We start from the raw sequence: 19,386 nt of genomic DNA, 5'->3' as shown, positions 1-19,386 counted from the left end.
TCATCTGCCGCCGATTTTACGATTGGCTTAAGAAAGGCTTCCCACGGCGGAGGTGGCATCAGGGACTGAGCGGCCGTCAGTGAACCGGAAATGGCCGGAGCGGCCTTTCCTCCGGCCGCCGGCTTGTGCCATAGCGGCGGTGACCAATCATGAGAATGGACAATGCCCGTGACGAGACTTGAAGTCGAAAGCGCCGAAGAGGCAATGCGCAGCCTCTTTCCGGCAACGCCGCTGCAGCTCAATGACCATCTCTCGGCCCGCTACGGCGCCGACATCTGGCTGAAGCGCGAGGATCTGTCGCCGGTGCGCTCCTACAAGATCCGCGGCGCCTTCAATTTCTTTCGAAAGGCAATCGGGCAGGGGGCGGCCGGCAAGACCTTCGTCTGCGCCTCGGCGGGCAACCACGCCCAGGGCTTTGCCTATGTCTGCCGTCACTTCAGCGTACCGGGCGTCGTCTTCATGCCGGTGACGACGCCGCAGCAGAAAATCGACAAGACCCGCATGTTCGGCGCCGGATTCATCACCATCCGGCTGTTCGGCGACTTTTTCGACCAGTGCTATCAGGCGGCGCGCGAGCATGTCGAGGCGGTCGGCGGCGTCATGGTGCCGCCTTTCGACCATGCGGATATCATCGAGGGACAGGCGACCGTTGCCGCCGAGATCATGCAGCAGCTGCCGGAGGGAACGGTGCCCGACATGGTCGTTCTGCCGGTCGGCGGCGGCGGGCTGGCCGCCGGCATCACAGGTTATCTAGACGGCACCGTATCGAACTCGGCTTTCGTCTTCGCCGAGCCGGCCGGCGCGCCGAGTCTGAGACGCAGCATTGAGGCCGGCAGGGTGACGACGCTTGCCAAGGTCGACAATTTCGTCGATGGCGCAGCTGTGGCCCGTATCGGCGATCTGAATTTTGCAGCCCTTCGCGATTTTCCGGCCGAGCAGGTGCACCTGATGCCGGAAAACGCCATCTGCGTCACTATCCAGGAAATGTTGAATGTCGAGGGCGTCGTGCTGGAGCCGGCCGGTGCCCTGTCGCTGACGGCGATCGCCGCGATGGACCGCCAGGCGATCCGCGGCAAGACCATTGTCGCCGTCGTCTCCGGCGGCAATTTCGATTTCGAGCGCTTGCCTGACGTAAAGGAAAGAGCAATGCGTTACGCAGGGCTGAAGAAATACTTCATCCTGCGGCTTGCCCAGCGCCCCGGGGCGCTCAGGGATTTCCTCAATCTGCTCGGCCCCGACGACGATATCGCCCGCTTCGAATATTTAAAAAAATCGGCGCGCAACTTCGGCTCGATCCTTATTGGCATCGAAACCAAGGCGCCTGAGAATTTTGCCCGGTTGATTGCAAATTTCGAAGCTTCCGGCATGGGTTACGAGGATATCACGGAAAACGAGATCCTTGCCAACCTGATCATTTGACTTGGCGATCGCAAGGCCTCCGTGCTAGAGACGCGTCATGGCTTCATTCATTTCAAATCTCTTTTCAATGTTCTCCGGCGGGTCCAAACCGGCTTCGCAGGCGGCGGGGCCTTCTGGCGAGCCGCAGCTCTACGGCGATTGCACGATCTATGCGGAGCCGCGTAAGGAAGGCAGCCAATATCGCCTGGCCGGCCGCATCGAAAAGAAGGTGGGCCACGAGGTGCTGGTGCGCAATTTCATCCGCGCAGATCTCTTCTCATCCTCCGACGATGCGATTGAGTGCACCGTGCGCAAGGCTCAGCAGATCATCGATCAGCATGGGCCGTCGCTCTTCGGTGACGGCGAGAAGACCCGTCAGGTCTGAAACTGAAAGCCAGTCAGAGCGACCTCCGACGTCGGCGGGAATCGCCTTGCATTCAAACCTATGATCCCGCTCCACTGATCTTGCACACGCAATCTTAAAGGATTGCGGCCAAAGCTGTCGCCTGCAGGATTTGCAGGGCTGCCTTCGTGCTTCAGTTTTTCAGACGATCGATCAAAGGATCCGCTGTGGTGATCGCAGCGCCCGCCCGGCCGCGAAGGCGTCTTACGGACGCCGCGGTGCCGTGATGGAGACAATCAACCTCGCGCTCTTCGTCGTCGAAGCCATCGCCTATTTCGTGCTGATGGTGACGCTTCTGCATTTCCGCCATCGGCTCGGCCTGGGAGTTTTTCTGACGGCACTCGGCGTCATGCATTTCATGGAAACCTATCTGGCGGCGGTCTTCTACGTCTCACTGCCGTTCGGCGACGTGTCGCCTGGCTCTTCCGTCTTCTTCTCCGGCAAGCTGATGATGATCCTGATGCTCTATCTGCAGGAGGATGCAGCGACGGTGCGCCAGCCGATCTATGGCCTGTTCCTCGGCAACCTGCTCACCGTCGGCATCGCCTGGATTCTGCAGCTACATCAGCCGTTGCAGATATCGCCCGGCCATACACCTGATGTCGATTTCCTCAAGGAGATAGGTTGGCTGATGGTCTGGGGCACGGCGCTGCTCTATGTCGATTCGCTCGGCATTATCCTGCTTTACGAGAAGCTCGGTGATTTCTTCCGCCGGCGCACTGTCCTGCGTTTCATGATCTCGGGTTTCTTAATGCTGACCTTCGACCAGGTCGGCTTTTTCGCGGCGCTGCATTACTTCCTGGACGTGCCGATCGCCGTATTCTGGGGTGGCTGGAAGGCGAAGATGCTCGCCGTCTGCCTGTATGCAGGACTGTTCGCCATCTACGAATATCATATCCGGCGCGTCGGCGCGGACGCCTCGGCGCGCTCCATCAGTGATGTCTTCGGCGATCTGACGTTCCGCGAGCGCTACAACGACCTTCTGGAGCGCACGGGCCGTGACATGCTCACCGGTGTCTACGATCGCACGCGCATGGAGCTGGAAGCGCCGCTGATGTTGCGTGAGGCATTGAGGCAGGGGCTGTTCGCCACCATCCTTATTATCGACGCCGATCACTTCAAGGATGTCAATGACGGTTATGGCCATCTGCAGGGCGACGAAGTGTTAAGGGCGATCGCCGCCCGGCTCGGCACGACGCTGCGATCCAGCGACCGTATCTTCCGCTTCGGCGGAGAGGAATTCGTGGCCGTCTGCCCCGGCACAAGTCATGAAGAAGGGCTGAGGCTTGGCGAGCGCCTGCGCTGGACGATCGAGACCAGCGTCAAGACGCCGGACGAGAAGCCGGTGACGGTCAGCATCGGTGTTGCGACGGCCGACGAGGACGGCCTCAGTTTCACGACGGTGCTCGCGGCGGCTGACGGCAGGCTTTACGCGGCAAAAAAGAGCGGCCGCAACTGCGTCGTCGGCCGCTCCGGCATTATGAAACCCGCTTAGCCCCGGCTGGCTCAGGCGGCGCGGAAGATCTTGGCGCCTGACGGCGCGCTCGTCATGCCGCCATCGACGGTGATCTCGATGCCGGTGACGTTGGCGGAATCATCGGAGGCTAGATAAAGCGCTGCCTTGGCGATTTCTTCGGCTTCGCTCATGCGGCCGAGTGGGCTCATGCCGCCGAGGCGGGCTTCGAGCGCCGACATCGCATCTTGGGTCGACGCCATCGGCGACCAGATCGGCGTCTTCGTGCCGCCTGGCGTCACCTGGTTGACACGGATGCCGCGCGGCGCGAGTTCCGAAGCCATGTTGCGGGTCATGGCGCGCACCGCCGCCTTGGAGGCCGCATAGGCCGACCAGCCGGGAGCGCCGAGCACGGCATGGACCGAACCGTTGAGGATGACCGAGCCACCGTCGACAAGATGTGGCAGGGCCGCTTGGACCGTGAAGAAAACCGCGGTCAGGTTGGTGCTGATGATCCCGTTGAACTGCTCCGCCGACGTGTCACCAAGCGGTGTTGCGCCGCCGATGCCGGCATTGGCGAAGACGACGTCGAACTTGCCGACCTTTGCGGCGGCTTCGGCAAAAGCCCTTTCGGTGGCGGCCGCATCGGTGACATCGAGCTTCAGCGCAAACACGCCCGGCCCAAGCGCCCTTTCGGCGGCGGCGAGCGTTTCCGGGTTGCGGCCGGTGATCACCACCCTGGCGCCTTCGTCGATGAATACTCTGGCGGTCGCAAGACCGATACCGCTGTTGCCGCCGGTGATCAGGGCAACCTTGTTTCGTAAACGCATGATCCATGCTCCTCTTGGAACTGACAACGATCTGGATTATGATCGTTATCTATGAGGATTATGATCGTAATCCTAATAAGTCAAGCGGTAGGAATATTCCGATGGGGCGTTCGCAGCTGGAGAAACAGAAGACGCACGAGAGGATTGTCGAGATCGCGTCGAAGCGGCTGCGCGAGGAAGGGCTCGAAGGCGTCGGCGTCGCCGATCTGATGAAGGAGGCCGGACTGACCGTCGGCGGCTTCTACAAGCATTTCGCCTCGCGCGAGGATCTCGTCGCCGAGGCGATAGAATTCGCTTTCGATTCATGGGGACGCGGGCTGGAGGCCGAGGGCGTGGACCCGGCGACGATGACGGCCGCTGACATCGGCGAACGTTATGTCAGCGCCTATCATCGCGACAATCCCGCCACGGGCTGCCCCTTTGCCGCACTGACCTCCGACATATCGCGCAGCGGCGAGAAGGCGCGGGGGATCGCGACGGAGCGGCTGAGACGCAGCTTCGAAGCTCTGGCGAGCAAAGCCGCCGGAGTGGACGAAAGGGAAAGGCGGCGCAAGGCGATCATGGCTTTTGCGATGATGGCTGGCGGCGTCGGCCTCGCCAGGATTTCTTCCGACGAAGACCTGTCAGCCGAAATCCTGGAGACGATTCGGAATTTTGTTGCCGATATCGACAAATGACAAACGGCCGGCGGATGCCGGCCGTTCGAAAGAAGTGGTTGACAGCCGATCAGGCGGCCAGCGCGATTTCCTGGACGCGCGACTTTGCGGCGTCGATGGCCTTTTCGGCGGCTTCCGGACCGAAGGCGAGACCCTCGACATAGATGGTTTCGATATCGGTGATGCCGAGGAAGCCAAGAACCGACTTCAGGTACGGAACGGCATGGTTCAGGGGGGCAGCCGGCCCCTGCGAATAGACGCCACCGGATGCGAGCACGACATACAGCTTCTTGCCGGTTACGAGGCCGACGGGGCCGCTTTCCGTGTACTTGAACGTCACGCCGGCGCGGGCGACGTTGTCAATCCAGGTCTTCAGCGACGAGTAGATGTTGAAGTTGATCAGGCCGGTGCTGATGACGATCGTGTCGGCGGCGAAGAGTTCGGCGACGAGTTCGTCCGAGGTTTTGATGGCTGCGTTTTCTTCGGCGGTACGGGCTTCCGCCGGCTTGCGGATCGCGCCGGTGAAGAGGTCATCGATGTGCGGCAGCGGATTGGCGGCAAGATCGCGCCGGACGACGACGCTGCCCGGCTTCTGGCTCTTCAGCTTCTCGGCAAGATCGACGGCGATCGACGTCGAGAGCGATTCGGCACGCGGGCTGGATGTCAGAAGAAGAATGGACGACATGGATCATTTCCTTTCGAATTGAACTGAACGGCTGTTGCTGGGAGGGAGAGCCGCGGTGTCGAACAGGAAAATAAGTCTGGCATGCTATCGAAAAAACGGAGATAATGTCGATCGAAACTATCGATGGAATGGATGGAAGATGCTCCCGAACCCGACCCTGGATCAATTGCAGGTGTTTTTGACGGTTGCCGAAACGGGCAGCTTTTCGGCCGCTTCGCGGGCATTGAACAGGGCTCAGTCGGTTATCAGCTATACGATTGCCAATCTGGAGGCGCAGCTCGAAGTGCCGCTTTTCGAGCGTTCCGGCGCGCGCCAGCCGAAGCTGACCGAGGCGGGAAAGGCGATGCTCGAGGATGCGCGGCGCATCCTGGGCGACCTGCAGGTCATGCGCGCGCGGGTCAAGAGCCTGAGGGAAGGGCTCGAGGCGGAGGTTTCCGTTGCCATCAGCGTCATGGTGCCCTCGCAGGCCGTGGTGGACGTGCTGCACGAATTCCGTGAGATGTTTCCGACCGTTTCCCTGAACCTCAATGTCGGCGAGCTTGGAATGGTTATGGATCTCGTGCTGAGCGGCAAGGCGACGATCGGCATCGGCGGTGCGGTCCTCAAGCAGGACGATTCGATAATCACCGAGCGGATCGGCCATTCCTTCATGCTGCCCGTTGCCGCGCCCGACCACCCGCTTGCCCAAATCAGACGGCCATTGACACTCGGCGACGTGCGCGAGGAAGTGCAGCTCGTCGTCACAGACGCCTCAGGCCGCACGAAGGGACGGGATTTCAACGTCCTGTCCTACAAGACGTGGCGCGTCAGCGATATTGCGACGAAGCACCAGCTTATCAAAGCCGGTCTTGGCTGGGGCGGTCTTCCGGCTCCCATAATGCATGACGATCTGCGTAGCGGCGCGCTCGTCCATCTCGATCTCGATGCCTATGAACAGGGCGAGTACGCCATCTATTCGATGCGCCAGCTCGCCAACCCGCCCGGACCGGCCGCCACCTGGATGATCGACGCGTTCCGCACACGACTATCCCACTGCCCGAACCAGGCCGATTTTCATGCCGAAATGGCGGAACTACGCGACACAGTTCCGCCGCTCGCGGCCGAATGACGAAGGCGCGGAGCCCACGCCTTCGCTCGGATCTGACTGCTTAGAGAACGAGCCTGAATTTCGAGAAGCCCTCGGCGCCTTCGCCGGCCTCCTCGATCTTGACGCTCTTGACCGCGGCGAGGAACTGCTTTGCCTTCGGGCCGCTGTCGAAGGTGACGGTCGTGCCCGGCAGCGGCTTGAAGGTCCAGTTCGCATCCGCCGACGGATTGATCGTGCCCTGCTCGTGGACGTAGCGGACGATGACGTCGCGGTTGGTATCAGGCGCCTGGAAGATCACCTTGTCCGCAGCAATCTCCGGGAAGTTGCCGCCACCGCCGGCGCGGTAATTGTTGGTGACGACGACGAACTTCTGAGCCGGATCGATCGGCATGCCATCAAAGGCGAGGTTCTGGATCCGATTGGAGTCCGGATTGATCGTCTTGCCCGAGGAATCATATTTCGGCGGCTGTGATAGATCGACCTGATAGGTCACCCCGTCGATTACGTCGAAATTGTAAGAAGGAAAGTCGGTATTGAGCAGCGGCGCGTCCTGCGATCCGGCTGCGATGTGATTGAACATGCCGGCAGACATTTCGAGCCAGTTCTTCACCTGCGCGCCTGTGATGGCGACAGCCTGAACCGTGTTCGGATAGAGGTAGAGGTCGGCGACATTCTTGATGGCGATATCGCCGGCCGGAACGTCGGTGTAATATTCGGCGCCGCCGCGTCCGCCGGCCTTGAAGGGAGCCGCGGCCGAAAGCACCGGCAGATCCTTGAATTGCGTATCGGCGAGCATCTGCTTGATGTACCAGGTCTGGGCCTGGCTGACGACCTGCACGGAAGGATCGTCGGCGACGAGAGCGAAATAGGAATAGAGCGGCGCGGAGGTCTTGCCGACGGGCGTGCGGACATAGGCGAGCGTCGCCTCATGTTCCGCCTTTGCGGCCTCGACCACCTCTTTCTTGTCGGCGTAATCGGCGATCACTTTCTTCTTGTCGTCGCGATGATAGATCGGCCGTGCTTCCGATGTGAAGTCGACGATCTTCCAGCTGTTGCCGTCCTTTTCCAAGAGCAGGTCGATAAGGCCGAGATGCGAGCCCCAGAAGCCTGCCATCACGGCGGGCTTGCCATGCAGCATGCCTTTGACCGGGTCGGCGTTGGCTATGCCGTCCCAGCTCTTCGGTCCGGGGAAGACGAGATGTTGGTGACCGGTGAAGATCGCGTCGATCCCTTCGACGGCGGCCAGGTGCAGCGAGGCGTTTTCCATTTTTTCGGCGGGCGCGCTGCCATCGATGCCGGAATGCGAGAGGGCGATGACGATATCGGCGCCGGCTTCTTTCATCGCGGGGACCCAGGCCCTGGCGGCCTCGACGATATCACGCGTCTGTGCCTTGCCTTCGAGATTCTTGATGTCCCAGAGCATGATCTGCGGCGGCACGAAACCGATGAAGCCGATCTTGACGGGGCTTTCCTTGCCGGCGCCGTCCTTGATCTGCTTTTCCACAATGACGTAAGGCTTGAAGAAGAGGCCGTCCTTCTTCGGGTCCGAAGCAAGCTGGCCTTTGGTGAGATTGGCACAGACGAAGGGGAAATTGGCGCCTGCCAGGACCTTGAACATGAAGTCGAGGCCGTAGTTGAACTCGTGATTCCCGAGCGTGCCGACGGTATAGCCAAGCGTGTTCATCGCCTTGATCACGGGATGGACGTCGCCGTCCTTCATGCCGTGTTGGTAGGCCATATAGTCACCCATTGGATTGCCCTGCAGCACATCACCGTTGTCGATCAGCAGCGAGTTGGCGGCTTCCGCACGGATGTTGTCGATGATCGTCCCGGTACGCGAAAGGCCCATCGTGTCGTTCGGCTTGTCGGCGTAATAGTCGTAAGGGAAGACATTGACGTGAATATCAGTCGTTTCCATCAGCCGAAGATGCGCCTGATTGGCGCTGGCACGCGCGCTGAAAGGATGCAGCAGCACAAGGGCGGAGGTCGCGGCAAGGCCGCCAAGCAGTGAACGACGGCTCATCAGGCCGACATCGAAAATGGAAGACATGGAAAAGCTCTCCTTGAAAGATCGTGCATCGTCCGGCCCCCCAGCATTAGGACGATTTGGCGAGGAGTACACTGCGAAAATGACAGGATGGCTAAACGGCCCGGCACAAAGCGGACATGGCCTCGGAAGGCGAGGTGGATGCAACTCGCTCGCCTGAGATCCGTCGCGGGAGTCGCGGGACTGGGCGCTATCCGCTTTACTCCAGGCGCCGTCGCGCCCGCTGATCACCAAGGCGCAGCCGCCTGTGGCGATCGAGGTTCGCTGTGGAAGCGCGCTGCCGCGACTGCTCCGAAAGACGGGGGCCGCCTTAGCGTTTCGCCGGCAAGGCCGCCCGCTGCGGCAAGCGTTCGCCGCTGGGTCTGGAGGTGGCCAATTGCCGTACCGCCAGGACCGGCCGTATTTCCTTATGGAAAAAGCGGAAATAGGAGGAGATCTGCGCTCGCGCATTCGAGTTCACATCGAATTGGATGCCGATGCGGCCATTGTGTTTCCAACGGATGATACCTTCAAGCAGCCCGAGATTTTCGGCTTCGATACGCACCTTGCTGCCGGAAGCCGCCTGCAAAGGCTCCTTCGTCTCCAAGGCGGCGCCGGTCGCGGACAGATTGAGAATGCGGACATCCACCTCACTGTTCAAATACTTGACGCTGCCGAAGACGCGGCAGTTCTTGCGGTCGGTCTTTCGTGCCGTGATTTTCAGGTTGCGGCTCATATGTTCTCCCTTGGATACGGTGAGGGAGCATAGCGGTGGAAAATTGAAATGGTTTTAGTGGCGTGGCTAAAATTGCAGTGAAAGCGCCAATTGGCTTTAATCCGTGTCGGTGAGATGCGTGCAGCAGAACCCACGTCGCAGGAGCGGCTAACCGGCGTCGCCTAAGTCCGACGCGGTGCCGCAGGCTTTGGAAGCCATGCGTCCCACGACATGCTCGCGCCACACCGTAAAGATGCCGGCGGCGACGACGATCGCCGAGCCGACGATCGTGTTGAGACTGAGCGTTTCGCCATAGATAGTCACCCCGATGATCGAAGCGTAGACGAGGGACAGATAGGTCAGCGGCTGGACAGCGGCGGCATCGAGACTGTCGTAGGCGCGGATCAGGAAATAGTGGCTGGAAATGCTGGTCATGCAGACGAGCGCCATCCAGCCCCAGTCGCCTGACGACATCCAGCTCCAGTAGAACGGCCCGATAAGCGTCATCGCGACGGCGCCGACGACGCCGGTATAGAAGAAGCTGGTCATCGAAGGATCGTCTCGGCTCACGAGTCGCGTAGCGATGACGTAGAAGGCGAAATTGAAGCAGGAAAGGACAGCGAGAAGCAACTTCACATCGAAGAAATCACCTTCCGGCTTCAGGATCAGCAGCACCCCGAAAAGCCCGGCGCCTATTGCCGCCCACCGCCGCCAACCGACCCGCTCGCCGAGGATCGGCATTGCCAGCAGTGCGATCAGGATCGGCGTCGCGGAAAAGATCGCCTGTGAACGGGCAAGGCCGATCACAGCAAAACAGGTGATGGCCAGAACCACCTGGACTGCAAGCAGCACGCCGCGCGCCACCTGCAGGGCGGGGCGTTTGGTGCGGGCGGTCGCCTTGAGACCGCCGCGCATCTTCGAAGCGAGAATGATTGTGAAAAGACCGAAGGCCCAGTAGCGGATCATCGTCACGAAGATCGGCGGATAGGTCGATGCCAGGTGTTTGGAGATGGCGTCCTGCAGCGAAAAGATGGTGAGCGCCAACAGGGCGAAAATATAGCCGTGGGTCTTCGATTTCATCACATGCCAATAAGCGGGAGACGCCCGCGCGCAGCGAAAGTCTGGTCAGGCATTCGGAAAATAAGCAAGGCCTCAAAGCCCCACATTCGGCCTGTCGATGATTTCTCTGAGCGCGAAGCTCGAATTGATCTTGACCACATGGGGAAGGGCCGACAGCCAATCGCGATGGATACGCTCGTAGTCTTCGAGGTCACGGGCGGCGACCCTGAGGATGTAGTCATATTCGCCCGACATCAGGTAACAGACGAGCACATTCGGGCAGAGCTTCACAGCCGACTCGAACTCCGCCAGCGTCTTGGCGAACTGGCCCGAAAGGGAAATATGCACGATGGCGATCATCTTAAAGTCGAGCGCCTTGTGCGAAAGCCGAGCATGGTAGCCGTCGATAACGCCGCTTCTTTCAAGAATATCGAGCCGCCGGGAACAGGCCGAAGGGGAAAGCCCGATCCTTTCAGCGAGGTCGGCATTGGTGATACGGGCGTTGGCCTGCAAAACCTTCAGAATCGCAAGATCAATAGTATCGAGATCGGCCATTCGAAGAACCTTCGAAAACAATATGTGAAGGTGCAATAATCACCGAAAAACCGCGTCTGCGCAAACCGTCTTTGCAAGGACATTTCGCAACCTTGATGGTTGGATTCAGTTGCAGAGGAGATCCGCGATCGCGGAGACAAAGTGAGAGGAACCCGAAATGCGTGTCGGTTGCCCGAAGGAAATCAAGAATCATGAATATCGCGTCGGCCTGACGCCTGCTTCGGTGCGCGAATATGTGGCCCACGGCCACGAGGTCTGGGTCGAGACCAAGGCGGGCGCCGGCATCGGTGCCGATGATGCCGCCTATGCCGCGGCTGGCGCGAAGATTGCCGGCTCCGCCAAGGATATCTTCGAAAAGTGCGACATGATCGTGAAAGTGAAGGAGCCGCAGCCCGCCGAATGGGCGCAGCTTCGCGATGGTCAGCTGCTCTACACCTATCTGCATCTGGCGCCCGATCCCGACCAGACCAAGGGTCTTCTCGCCTCCGGCGTCACCGCAATCGCTTATGAGACGGTGACCGACGAGCGCGGTGGTCTGCCGCTGCTGGCGCCGATGTCCGAGGTTGCCGGCCGCCTGTCGATTCAGGCTGGAGCGACTGCCCTGCAGAAGGCCAATGGCGGCCTCGGCGTGCTGCTCGGCGGCGTGCCCGGCGTACTGCCGGCCAAGGTGGCAGTCATCGGCGGCGGCGTGGTCGGCCTGCATGCCGCCAGAATGGCCGCCGGATTGGGCGCCGACGTCAGCATTCTCGACAAGTCCCTGCCGCGCCTGCGTCAACTTGACGACATCTTCGCAGGCCGTGTCCACACCCGTTATTCCAGCATTCAGGCGCTGGAAGAGGAGGTCTTTTCGGCCGATCTCATCATCGGCGCCGTGTTGATTCCGGGTGCTGCCGCTCCGAAGCTCGTCACCCGCGAGATGTTGTCCGGCATGAAGAGGGGCGCCGTGATCGTTGACGTCGCCATCGACCAGGGCGGCTGCTTCGAAACCTCGCATGCGACCACCCATTCGGATCCTACCTATGAGGTCGAGGGGGTCGTGCATTATTGCGTCGCTAATATGCCCGGCGCAGTGCCGGTCACTTCGGCGCATGCGCTGAACAATGCCACGCTGGTCCACGGGCTTGCACTTGCCGACCGCGGCCTTCGCGCCATTGCCGAAGATAAGCACCTGAGAAATGGTCTCAACGTGCACAAGGGCCGCATCACCAACAAGCCCGTCGCGGAAGCGCTCGGCTATGAGGCCTTCGCCCCGGAGAGCGTATTGAATGTAGCGTAAAATACCTCACCCAAGTTCAGGCAAGGGCGCCGGTCTCCTCAAGGATCGGCGCTTTTGCCTTTTCGATCCGGCACTGGAAGCAATTGTTGCGTGCTGAACGTACATGCACATAGGCGATGTCGCCTCGTGCCAGCAGTGTCTCGGCATAGGCCGGGATCCGGTCGAAATCGGTCACCGCACCTGTGCCATAGATGATTCGATCATTGGCACTGTAGCCGCGGACGATGAAATCGGGGCTCATCGTCAGCATCGGCGGCTGGACCTCCTCGGCGGTGTAACGTCGGCAGGGCTGTTTTTTATGCAGGAAGATCGGTCCAGTTTCGGCATAGGGCTGCAATTCTTGGAAAGGCCGATAGGCAAAGACGAGCAACTCCTCGCCCTCGTCGATATTCTTCAAACAATGGCGACAAGGGTTACCGTCACCATCTGAAACCATCGTCTCGGGCAGCCTGTCATAAGCGTCACGTCCGCCGTTCCAGAGATGCTCGGCGTCACTGGTCGGCATGGCGACAAAACGGATGGCGGTCATGACAAATCTCCTTTGTAATTGCCATGAAATGCACCCGCATCCATCTGTAAGCCACCCGTTTCTTGCGAAGCGGGATCATAAAGGAGACGTGCCTTGGCCCAGGTGGACTTGGCGCTGCTGGCGCAGCAAAATGCTCAGATATTGGATGAACTCAGGGCTTTCCGCCGGGAACTGGCGGAACTGAAGGAGCAGTTGGACCGCACGCTCGATTTCGAGCGCCGCAATGATCCACGCCGCCCAAGCAGCCTTACGCAGCGTTAGCTGCTTCCGCTTGCGCGACCGATTTCCACGCTGAAGCCCAGCCACGTCAGCCTTGGGACTGAACAGGTTGCGGCTCTCCTGTGGCTGGCATGGGAGCAGCGGCAAGCGCCTTTGTGATCCAAAGAGCGGTGACGACGACGGGGACCACCGCCCAATAGGAAAAGCGGATACCGAAATATTCGGCAATGAAGCCAAGCAGGGGTGGGCCGGCGAAAAACACGAGGAAGGTTGTCTGCCCAAGCGCTGCGACGTTGACAGGAGCCGGTCGGTCCGTGCGGCGCGCCGCAGCGGAGATGGCAAGCGGATAGACCGACGAGCAGCCGATACCGGTCAGGCCGAAGCCTATGAGCGCTATGAGTGGGTGTGCCGCCGTCGCGACCATCAGAAGCCCTAAGACGACGATTGTGAGAAGGACTATCGCGACCAGGTGCGGATTGAAGCGGTCGATGACTGGATCCATTGCAAGCCGTCCGATCGCGATGCAGAGGGAGAATATCGTCACGCTGAGCCCGCCGATGAAAGGTTCGGCCGCAAAGACGTCACGCATATAGATCGCCGACCAATCCACGCTCGCGCCTTCAGCCAGGAGCGGTGCTGCGCCTATCAGGCAAAGCGGCAACAGCCCCATTGTCGGAAAAGCGATGAGGGGGATTTCTCCGGAGTGCGCGTCCAGCCGTGGGGGTGCGGTTTCGATTTTCGAGAACACGATCGAGCCCGAAATCAGCACGATCAGGAGGATGAGGAAGATGTGCAGCTCGATGGAGATGTCGGCCTGCCGCATGCCGGCGGCGACAAGAGCAGTCATGCAGAAGCCGAGGCTCCACATGCCGTGCGCGCGGCTCATGATGCGATATCCAAGCAGCGCCTCGTGGCGGTCGGTTTCGATATTGGCATTGATCTCGAATGCGCCGGTGAATAGACCGGCGATGAAGAAGAATGGAATGGCCGGGAGAGCTGAAGGCATCCAGGAAATCACCGAGAAAAACAGGGATGCGCCGAACACCGTGACGAAAGCTGTGGTGCGCGCACCGAGCCTCTCGATGATCCTCACCGAAAATGTCAGCCCGCAGAGAACTCCCAATGACATGACAGCGAGCAAAAGCCCGAGCTCGCCCTCGGTGAGGCCGAATTTGCGCTGAAGATCAGGCAGGCGCGAGAGAAAAGCACCCACGGAAAGGGCGACTGCAAACTGGATGAAGAAAATGCGGTGGTGTGGCTTCATCTCGGGACCTGCTCCGATCGGATATGGATTGAAGCCCAACTGATACCGTCATAGCGAGGCTTCCGTTGAGATGGCGGCAGGTTCAGAAACCGGCGGCTTCCGGATTATCTACACCGCTGCTGACAGCTGCTGTCAGCATGAAGCCCACCTTCGGCAGCAACGTCAGCTTTTCCGCGCAATCTCCAGAAGCTCCTTATCACTCAGCGGCCGCACGATGCCGGTGCCGGTCGAGACAGGGGAGAAGCCGTACATCTGATAGAGCTGCAGTGCGCGCGGATGGTCGAGATTATTGGTGGTCGTGGTGACGCGCTTCGGATCGAGCGCCCAGATGGCATAGAGTGCCTGCAGCAGAAACCATTTGCCGATGCCGAGCCCGAGCGCATGTTCGATCAGGCCGAAATGGCTGAGTTCGATCGTATCCTCGTCTTCACAGAAATATTCGTAGAAGCCGGCCGGTGCGCCGTTTACGTAGAGGACGCTGATATTGTTGCGCTTGTCGTTCAGCGTTTCCGCCAGCTGCGCGTCGCTCATGCGCAGCCGGTCGACCCACTGCCAGCGCGCGCCTACCTGCCGGTAAAGATAGCGGTAGAAGGGTAGTGGTATGCCTGGCGCTCGCATGATGGCCGTCTGGATATTGACGGGCACCGGCATGCTCGCCTTCGGCGGCGCCGTCATCTCGAGACGGGTGATATGGGCTTTAAGCGAAGCGGGCGTCTTTCCCATGGCAGTCAGGCTTTGGCCGGCGTCGGCGGACCGGTGACAACAGGCGTATCGTCACGGCTGCCCCATTCGCTCCATGAACCGTCATAAAGCTTGTTGTCTTGATGGCCGAGGGATTCCAAAGCCAGCGTGATAATCGCGGCCGTGATTCCCGAGCCGCAGGAGGTGACGACCGGCTTGGAGAGATCAATGCCTGCCTCTTCGATCGTCTGCCTGAGTTCAGGCAGCGATTTGAACCGACCCTGGTTTGCGAAGACGCCGGACGGCAGGCTTCGGGCGCCGGGCATATGGCCTGGGCGCATGCCGGCACGCGGCTCCGGTTCGGTAGCGGCGAAGCGGCCGGCGCTGCGGGCATCGGCGATCTGCATCGCGCCGCTCGAGACGATGTCGCGCATGGTCTCGAGCGTCACGACGCGGCTCTCGTCGAAGTTCGGAGTGAAGGTCGCCGGAGCAGGATTGGGTGTGGTGGTTTCGAGTGGACGGTCCTCGGCTTTCCAACCGTCTAGACCGCCGTCGAGCACGAAGACATTCTTTGCCCCCATCACCCGGAACAGCCACCAGACGCGCGGCGAGGCAAACAGGCCGATACCGTCATAGACGACGATGCGATCACTCTCGCTGATGCCCAGCCGGCCGACTTCGGCGGCGAAAAAGTCAGGCGAGGGGATTGTGTGTGGCAGTGCCGTCGAGTGGTCGGCGATCTTTTCTTGATCGAAGCGGACGGCACCGGGAATATGGCCCGCCGAATATTCGGCATCGGCGTCGCGCTTCTGCGCCGGCAGATAGAAGGAGGCGTCCAGCACGCGCAGATCCGGCTTGCCGAGCTCGGCCTGCAGCCATTCGGCCGAGACGACGAAACGGCTCTTGCTCTCAGTCATTATGGTCTCCCTTGTCAGGCTTCTTCGCCGGGCGTGCCGAAGCGGATGCGGAAGCGTCGGTTCTCCTTGCCCTTCTTTTCAATCTTGGCGATATGGATCTGGCCGACTTCCTGCGTCTCCGAGACATGTGTGCCGCCACAGGGCTGGCTGTCAATCGAGGAGTTCTCGCCGATGCAGACGAGACTGACCCGGCCGAGCCCCATTGGCGGGCGCACGTTCTTCGATTTGACGATGTCGGGATTGGCCGCCAGCTCGTCGTCGGTGATCCATTGCAAATAGACTGGATGGTTCTGGCCGACCAGCTCCATCAGTTTGGCCGTTACCTCGTCCTTGTCGATTGTCTCGCTCATGTCGAAGTCGACGCGGCTTTCCTCCTCGCCGACGGCGGCGCCGGTGATCGGATAGGAGCAGATGACCGACAGCAGGTGGCAGGCCGTGTGCATGCGCATCAGCCGGTAGCGGCGCGGCCAATCGACATGCAGCACTAGCGTCTCGCCAACCTCCGGCCGCGGCTCGTTTTCGAGCGGCACATGGATGATGACGTCTTTGCCGGCGCCGTGTTTCGTCTGGCCGAGTGCGATCTTGGTGCCGTCGGCACGTTCAAGTTGGCCAGTGTCGCCTGGCTGGCCGCCCGATGTAGCATAAAAGCAGGTCTGGTTGAGCTCGATGCCCCCGTCGTCGTGAACGGCGGTCACGACCGCCTCGCACGTCGAGAGATAGAAGTCGTCGCGATAGAGGGCATTGACGGGCATGAGGTCTCACACGGGCTCGTAGGGAACGTGTATCTCGGACGAAGCAGTCATCCAGGCCGGAACGGGCAGTCCCTTCGACTTGAGGAAATCCGGATTGAAGAGCTTCGACTGATAACGGTTGCCGTAGTCGCAGAGGATTGTCACCACCGTGTGACCGGGTCCGAGATCCCGGGCGAGATTGACCGCACCGGCAATGTTGATCGCTGTCGAGCCGCCGAGGCACAGCCCCTCGTTTTCGACGAGGTCGAAAAGATAGGGAAGAGCTTCGGCATCGGAAATTCGATAGGCGTAATCGGGGGTAAAACCCTCGAGATTGGCGGTGATGCGGCCCTGGCCGATACCTTCAGTAATGGATGATCCCTCGGATTTCAGCGTGCCGTTTTGATAGAACTCATAGAGGGCGGCGCCGTCGGGATCGGCAATCCCGATCTTGACGTCCGGCTTGAAAGTCTTGAGTCCTGCGGCGACACCCGCCAGCGTGCCCCCGGAGCCCACTGAGCAGATAAAGCCGTCGATCTTGCCTCCGGTATCGTTCCAGATTTCCGGCGCGGTCGTTTCGATATGAGCCTGTCGGTTGGCGACGTTATCAAACTGGTTCGCCCAGATCGCCCCATTCGGTTCGGTCTTCGCCATTTGTTCGGCAAGTCGGCCGGATACTTTCACGTAGTTGTTCGGGTTCTTGTAGGGAACGGCCGGCACCTCGACGAGCTCGGCGCCCAGCAGTTTCAGCGCGTCCTTCTTTTCCTGGCTCTGCGTTTCCGGGATGACGATGACGGTGCGGTAGCCGAGCGCCTTGGCGACCAGCGTCAGCCCGATGCCGGTATTGCCGGCCGTGCCTTCGACAATGACGCCGCCAGGTCGAAGCAGCCCCTTTCGCTCCGCGTCGCGGATAATGTAGAGGGCGGCACGGTCCTTGACCGACTGGCCGGGGTTCAGGAACTCCGCCTTGCCGAGAATGGCGCAGCCGGTTGCCGCGGAGGCGCCCTTGAGTTTGATCAGGGGCGTATTGCCGATGGCTTCGAGGACGGAGGGATGGAAGGTCATGGGATCTGCCTCTTTCGAACTCTTACTTTAGGAACGGTCTTTTCCCTTCACAAGGCTGTGTTGGCAAGAAATGCTATTCCACGGCCCTTACGGTCACGATAAAATTTCCCTCTCCTCGCTGGAAATGGCCCGAGAGTGCGATCCTACCGTGCCGTGGTGATCCGAAGATTGACTTTACCCGTACGGATGACGACAAAGCGACAACGCAGCACGGTAGCGGGCTTGGCCGAAACCGACATGGTTCACGAGCAGATCGACACGATCGATGCATTGATGGCGCACTATGTCGCCGGCTCTTTGCCCGAGCCGGCGCGGGTGCTCGTATGCTCGCATCTCGAAATGAAGCCGGGCAATCGCAGCCTGGTGAACGCGCTCGAGCTACTGGCCGGAGAGGCGCTGGAAAACACGCCGGAAGCCGCCATTGCCCACCGCGAGCAGCGGCTTGCGGCAATCTTCTCCTCCAGCTCTCCCGATCTTAGGCCGCAGACGATCGGGAGATCCGAAACTGCGCTGTTTCCCCGGGCGTTGTGGGATCTTGTCGGCTTCGAGCTCCAGGATGTTCCCTGGCGCAGGCGGCTGCCCGGCCTTAAGGAATATTCACTCGACAGGGAGGGCTGCGAGGTCCGTCTGATGTGGATCCGCCCTGGTCGCGCCTTGCCGGCGCACACTCATAAAGGCATGGAGCTGATCCTGGTTCTCGATGGGGCTTTCAACGATGAGCGCGGCCATTTCGGCCCCGGCGACATCTCGATTGCCGACGAGACTGTCGATCACCGGCCTGTTGCTGAAAAGGACAGGCCTTGCATAGCTTTCGCCGTTTCAGATGGACCTGTCCGACTGACCGGATCCTTCCGTCAGATGATCGGCGACCTCATCGGCTGAAAGCAGCCACAATGGTGTGATAGAGCCATAAATCCGGGAGGCGCAAAAACTTCCGGACCTGTTTTCGTGTTGGTCAGGCAGAGCCGGAGGAGCATGTCATGCGTGATTTCATCGCCCGTCCCGAACATGGAATCGTCTGGATCTCGGGCGCGAGCTCGGGTATTGGCCGGGCGCTTGCGCTGAAACTTGCCGGCGAAGGATACAAGGTCGCCGTCACCGCCAGAAGCCACGAAAAGCTGGTCGAGCTGCAGGCCGAAGCCAGGGGCCTTTCCGGCAGCATTATAGTCCTCGACGGTGATGTCAGCGATGCCGAGGACATGGAACATGTCCTTGCCTCCATCGAATATGAGTATGGCACGCTCGCCATGGCAATCCTCAATGCCGGTGTCAACCTGCCGGTCTACGCGGAGGACCTGAACCGCGCCGCTTTCGAAAAAAGCTTTGCCGTCAATCTTTCCGGCGTCGTGAACTGTCTGTTGCCGGCGATCCGCCATATGAAGGCGAAAGGGCAGGGACAGATCGCCATCGTCTCTTCCGTCACCGGTTATGGCGGCCTGCCGACGGGGGCTGCCTATGGCGCAACCAAGGCGGCGTTGATCAACATGGCCGAAAGCCTGAAATTCGATCTCGACAAGATGGGCATTCGCATTCAGCTCATCAGCCCGGGCTTCGTTGACACGCCGACGATGGGGAAGAGCGCCCTTCCGATGCGGGCGGCGCTGATCTCCTCCGAGAAAGCTGCCTGCCAGATTGCCGCCGGGCTGAAATCGCAGGCTTTCGAGATCGCTTTCCCCCGGCGCTTTGCCACAATGCTGAAGCTGGCGCGTCTGCTCCCCTATGGCGCTTATTTTCCATTGATGAACCACCTGACGGGCTGGCGGCAGCGGCCGCCGCTGGATGATCACCATCCGGTGATGCCGCACCCTGCGGAATGATCAACGGCGCGCCTGACATT

Annotated in this window: 21 protein-coding genes; 9 read left to right on the top strand and 12 right to left on the bottom strand. The window is 60.4% G+C overall.

Annotated elements, in window-relative coordinates:
- The first annotated feature begins 168 nt into the window (after positions 1–168).
- The 3 genes from ilvA (at position 169) to FFR93_RS36470 (ending at position 3,296) form a co-directional block, all read left to right on the top strand.
- Entirely contained in the window at positions 169–1,419 is a 1,251-nt protein-coding gene (ilvA, locus tag FFR93_RS36480; RefSeq protein ID WP_138396760.1) for a threonine ammonia-lyase, read from the top strand.
- Positions 1,420–1,456: 37 nt separating this feature from the next.
- The gene (locus FFR93_RS36475) at positions 1,457–1,783 is read left to right on the top strand and encodes an HlyU family transcriptional regulator (protein ID WP_138396759.1); all 327 of its coding nucleotides are present in this window, start codon (positions 1,457–1,459) and stop codon (positions 1,781–1,783) included.
- 241 nt (positions 1,784–2,024) lie between these two features.
- Positions 2,025–3,296: a GGDEF domain-containing protein gene (locus FFR93_RS36470; RefSeq protein WP_171049327.1), complete on the top strand. Its 1,272-nt coding sequence runs from the start codon at positions 2,025–2,027 to the stop codon at positions 3,294–3,296.
- Positions 3,297–3,307: 11 nt separating this feature from the next.
- On the opposite strand, the gene FFR93_RS36465 is transcribed toward FFR93_RS36470, so the two are convergent.
- The gene (locus FFR93_RS36465) at positions 3,308–4,084 is read right to left on the bottom strand and encodes an SDR family oxidoreductase (RefSeq protein ID WP_138396757.1); all 777 of its coding nucleotides are present in this window, start codon (positions 4,082–4,084) and stop codon (positions 3,308–3,310) included.
- Between the two features lie 101 nt (positions 4,085–4,185).
- Between FFR93_RS36465 and FFR93_RS36460 the strand changes: the two genes are divergently transcribed.
- Positions 4,186–4,761: a TetR/AcrR family transcriptional regulator gene (locus tag FFR93_RS36460; protein WP_138396756.1), complete on the top strand. Its 576-nt coding sequence runs from the start codon at positions 4,186–4,188 to the stop codon at positions 4,759–4,761.
- Positions 4,762–4,810: 49 nt separating this feature from the next.
- On the opposite strand, the gene FFR93_RS36455 is transcribed toward FFR93_RS36460, so the two are convergent.
- Positions 4,811–5,425 carry an FMN-dependent NADH-azoreductase gene (locus FFR93_RS36455; protein WP_064709167.1) on the bottom strand — a complete coding sequence of 205 codons (615 nt, stop codon included), beginning with the start codon at positions 5,423–5,425 and terminating at the stop codon, positions 4,811–4,813.
- Positions 5,426–5,564: 139 nt separating this feature from the next.
- Between FFR93_RS36455 and FFR93_RS36450 the strand changes: the two genes are divergently transcribed.
- Entirely contained in the window at positions 5,565–6,533 is a 969-nt protein-coding gene (locus tag FFR93_RS36450; RefSeq protein WP_138396755.1) for a LysR family transcriptional regulator, read from the top strand.
- A gap of 40 nt (positions 6,534–6,573) precedes the next feature.
- Here FFR93_RS36450 and FFR93_RS36445 read toward each other — a convergent pair whose 3' ends face one another.
- The 4 genes from FFR93_RS36445 to FFR93_RS36430 all read right to left on the bottom strand — a co-directional run bounded on the left by FFR93_RS36445 (position 6,574) and on the right by FFR93_RS36430 (position 10,867).
- Positions 6,574–8,562, bottom strand: a complete 1,989-nt coding sequence (locus FFR93_RS36445; protein WP_138396754.1) for a bifunctional 2',3'-cyclic-nucleotide 2'-phosphodiesterase/3'-nucleotidase — start codon at positions 8,560–8,562, stop codon at positions 6,574–6,576.
- 307 nt (positions 8,563–8,869) lie between these two features.
- Positions 8,870–9,274, bottom strand: coding sequence for a PilZ domain-containing protein (locus FFR93_RS36440; RefSeq protein ID WP_138396753.1), 405 nt, complete (start codon positions 9,272–9,274; stop codon positions 8,870–8,872).
- A 147-nt stretch (positions 9,275–9,421) separates the two neighbouring features.
- On the bottom strand, positions 9,422–10,333 hold the full coding sequence (locus FFR93_RS36435) for a DMT family transporter (RefSeq protein WP_138396752.1): 912 nt from the start codon (positions 10,331–10,333) through the stop codon (positions 9,422–9,424).
- Between the two features lie 72 nt (positions 10,334–10,405).
- Positions 10,406–10,867 (bottom strand): Lrp/AsnC family transcriptional regulator, encoded by a 462-nt coding sequence (locus FFR93_RS36430; protein ID WP_064709162.1) that lies wholly within the window; start codon positions 10,865–10,867, stop codon positions 10,406–10,408.
- Positions 10,868–11,024: 157 nt separating this feature from the next.
- On the opposite strand from FFR93_RS36430, the gene ald reads away from it, so the two are divergent.
- Positions 11,025–12,143, top strand: coding sequence for an alanine dehydrogenase (gene ald, locus FFR93_RS36425; protein ID WP_138396751.1), 1,119 nt, complete (start codon positions 11,025–11,027; stop codon positions 12,141–12,143).
- Between the two features lie 16 nt (positions 12,144–12,159).
- Here the strand turns inward: ald and FFR93_RS36420 are convergent, their stop codons facing one another.
- Positions 12,160–12,672 carry a DUF1203 domain-containing protein gene (locus tag FFR93_RS36420; RefSeq protein ID WP_138396750.1) on the bottom strand — a complete coding sequence of 171 codons (513 nt, stop codon included), beginning with the start codon at positions 12,670–12,672 and terminating at the stop codon, positions 12,160–12,162.
- Between the two features lie 93 nt (positions 12,673–12,765).
- Here FFR93_RS36420 and FFR93_RS41155 point away from each other — a divergent pair, with 93 nt between their 5' ends.
- Positions 12,766–12,933 (top strand): hypothetical protein, encoded by a 168-nt coding sequence (locus FFR93_RS41155; protein ID WP_171049326.1) that lies wholly within the window; start codon positions 12,766–12,768, stop codon positions 12,931–12,933.
- A gap of 46 nt (positions 12,934–12,979) precedes the next feature.
- On the opposite strand, the gene FFR93_RS36415 is transcribed toward FFR93_RS41155, so the two are convergent.
- The 5 genes from FFR93_RS36415 to FFR93_RS36395 form a co-directional block, all read right to left on the bottom strand.
- A complete protein-coding gene (locus tag FFR93_RS36415) occupies positions 12,980–14,155 on the bottom strand; it encodes an MFS transporter (RefSeq protein ID WP_064709200.1) in 1,176 nt (391 codons plus the stop codon).
- Between the two features lie 162 nt (positions 14,156–14,317).
- Positions 14,318–14,878, bottom strand: a complete 561-nt coding sequence (locus tag FFR93_RS36410) for a GNAT family N-acetyltransferase (RefSeq protein WP_064709159.1) — start codon at positions 14,876–14,878, stop codon at positions 14,318–14,320.
- Between the two features lie 5 nt (positions 14,879–14,883).
- Positions 14,884–15,753: a 3-mercaptopyruvate sulfurtransferase gene (gene sseA / locus FFR93_RS36405; RefSeq protein ID WP_138396749.1), complete on the bottom strand. Its 870-nt coding sequence runs from the start codon at positions 15,751–15,753 to the stop codon at positions 14,884–14,886.
- A 14-nt stretch (positions 15,754–15,767) separates the two neighbouring features.
- Positions 15,768–16,505: an alanyl-tRNA editing protein gene (locus FFR93_RS36400; protein ID WP_138396748.1), complete on the bottom strand. Its 738-nt coding sequence runs from the start codon at positions 16,503–16,505 to the stop codon at positions 15,768–15,770.
- Between the two features lie 6 nt (positions 16,506–16,511).
- Complete coding sequence (locus FFR93_RS36395) at positions 16,512–17,549, bottom strand: cysteine synthase A (protein WP_138396747.1); 1,038 nt, start codon at positions 17,547–17,549, stop codon at positions 16,512–16,514.
- 222 nt (positions 17,550–17,771) lie between these two features.
- Between FFR93_RS36395 and FFR93_RS36390 the strand changes: the two genes are divergently transcribed.
- Both FFR93_RS36390 and FFR93_RS36385 read left to right on the top strand, forming a co-directional pair.
- Complete coding sequence (locus FFR93_RS36390; protein ID WP_171049325.1) at positions 17,772–18,431, top strand: ChrR family anti-sigma-E factor; 660 nt, start codon at positions 17,772–17,774, stop codon at positions 18,429–18,431.
- Between the two features lie 98 nt (positions 18,432–18,529).
- The gene (locus FFR93_RS36385; protein WP_138396746.1) at positions 18,530–19,366 is read left to right on the top strand and encodes an SDR family NAD(P)-dependent oxidoreductase; all 837 of its coding nucleotides are present in this window, start codon (positions 18,530–18,532) and stop codon (positions 19,364–19,366) included.
- Positions 19,367–19,386: the final 20 nt, after the last annotated feature.

Origin of the sequence: Rhizobium sp. MHM7A, assembly GCF_005862215.1 — a bacterium.
Classification (GTDB): domain Bacteria; phylum Pseudomonadota; class Alphaproteobacteria; order Rhizobiales; family Rhizobiaceae; genus Rhizobium; species Rhizobium bangladeshense.
Note: the sequence above shows the minus strand (reverse complement) of the source record. Positions and strands in the feature narration are given on the sequence as shown.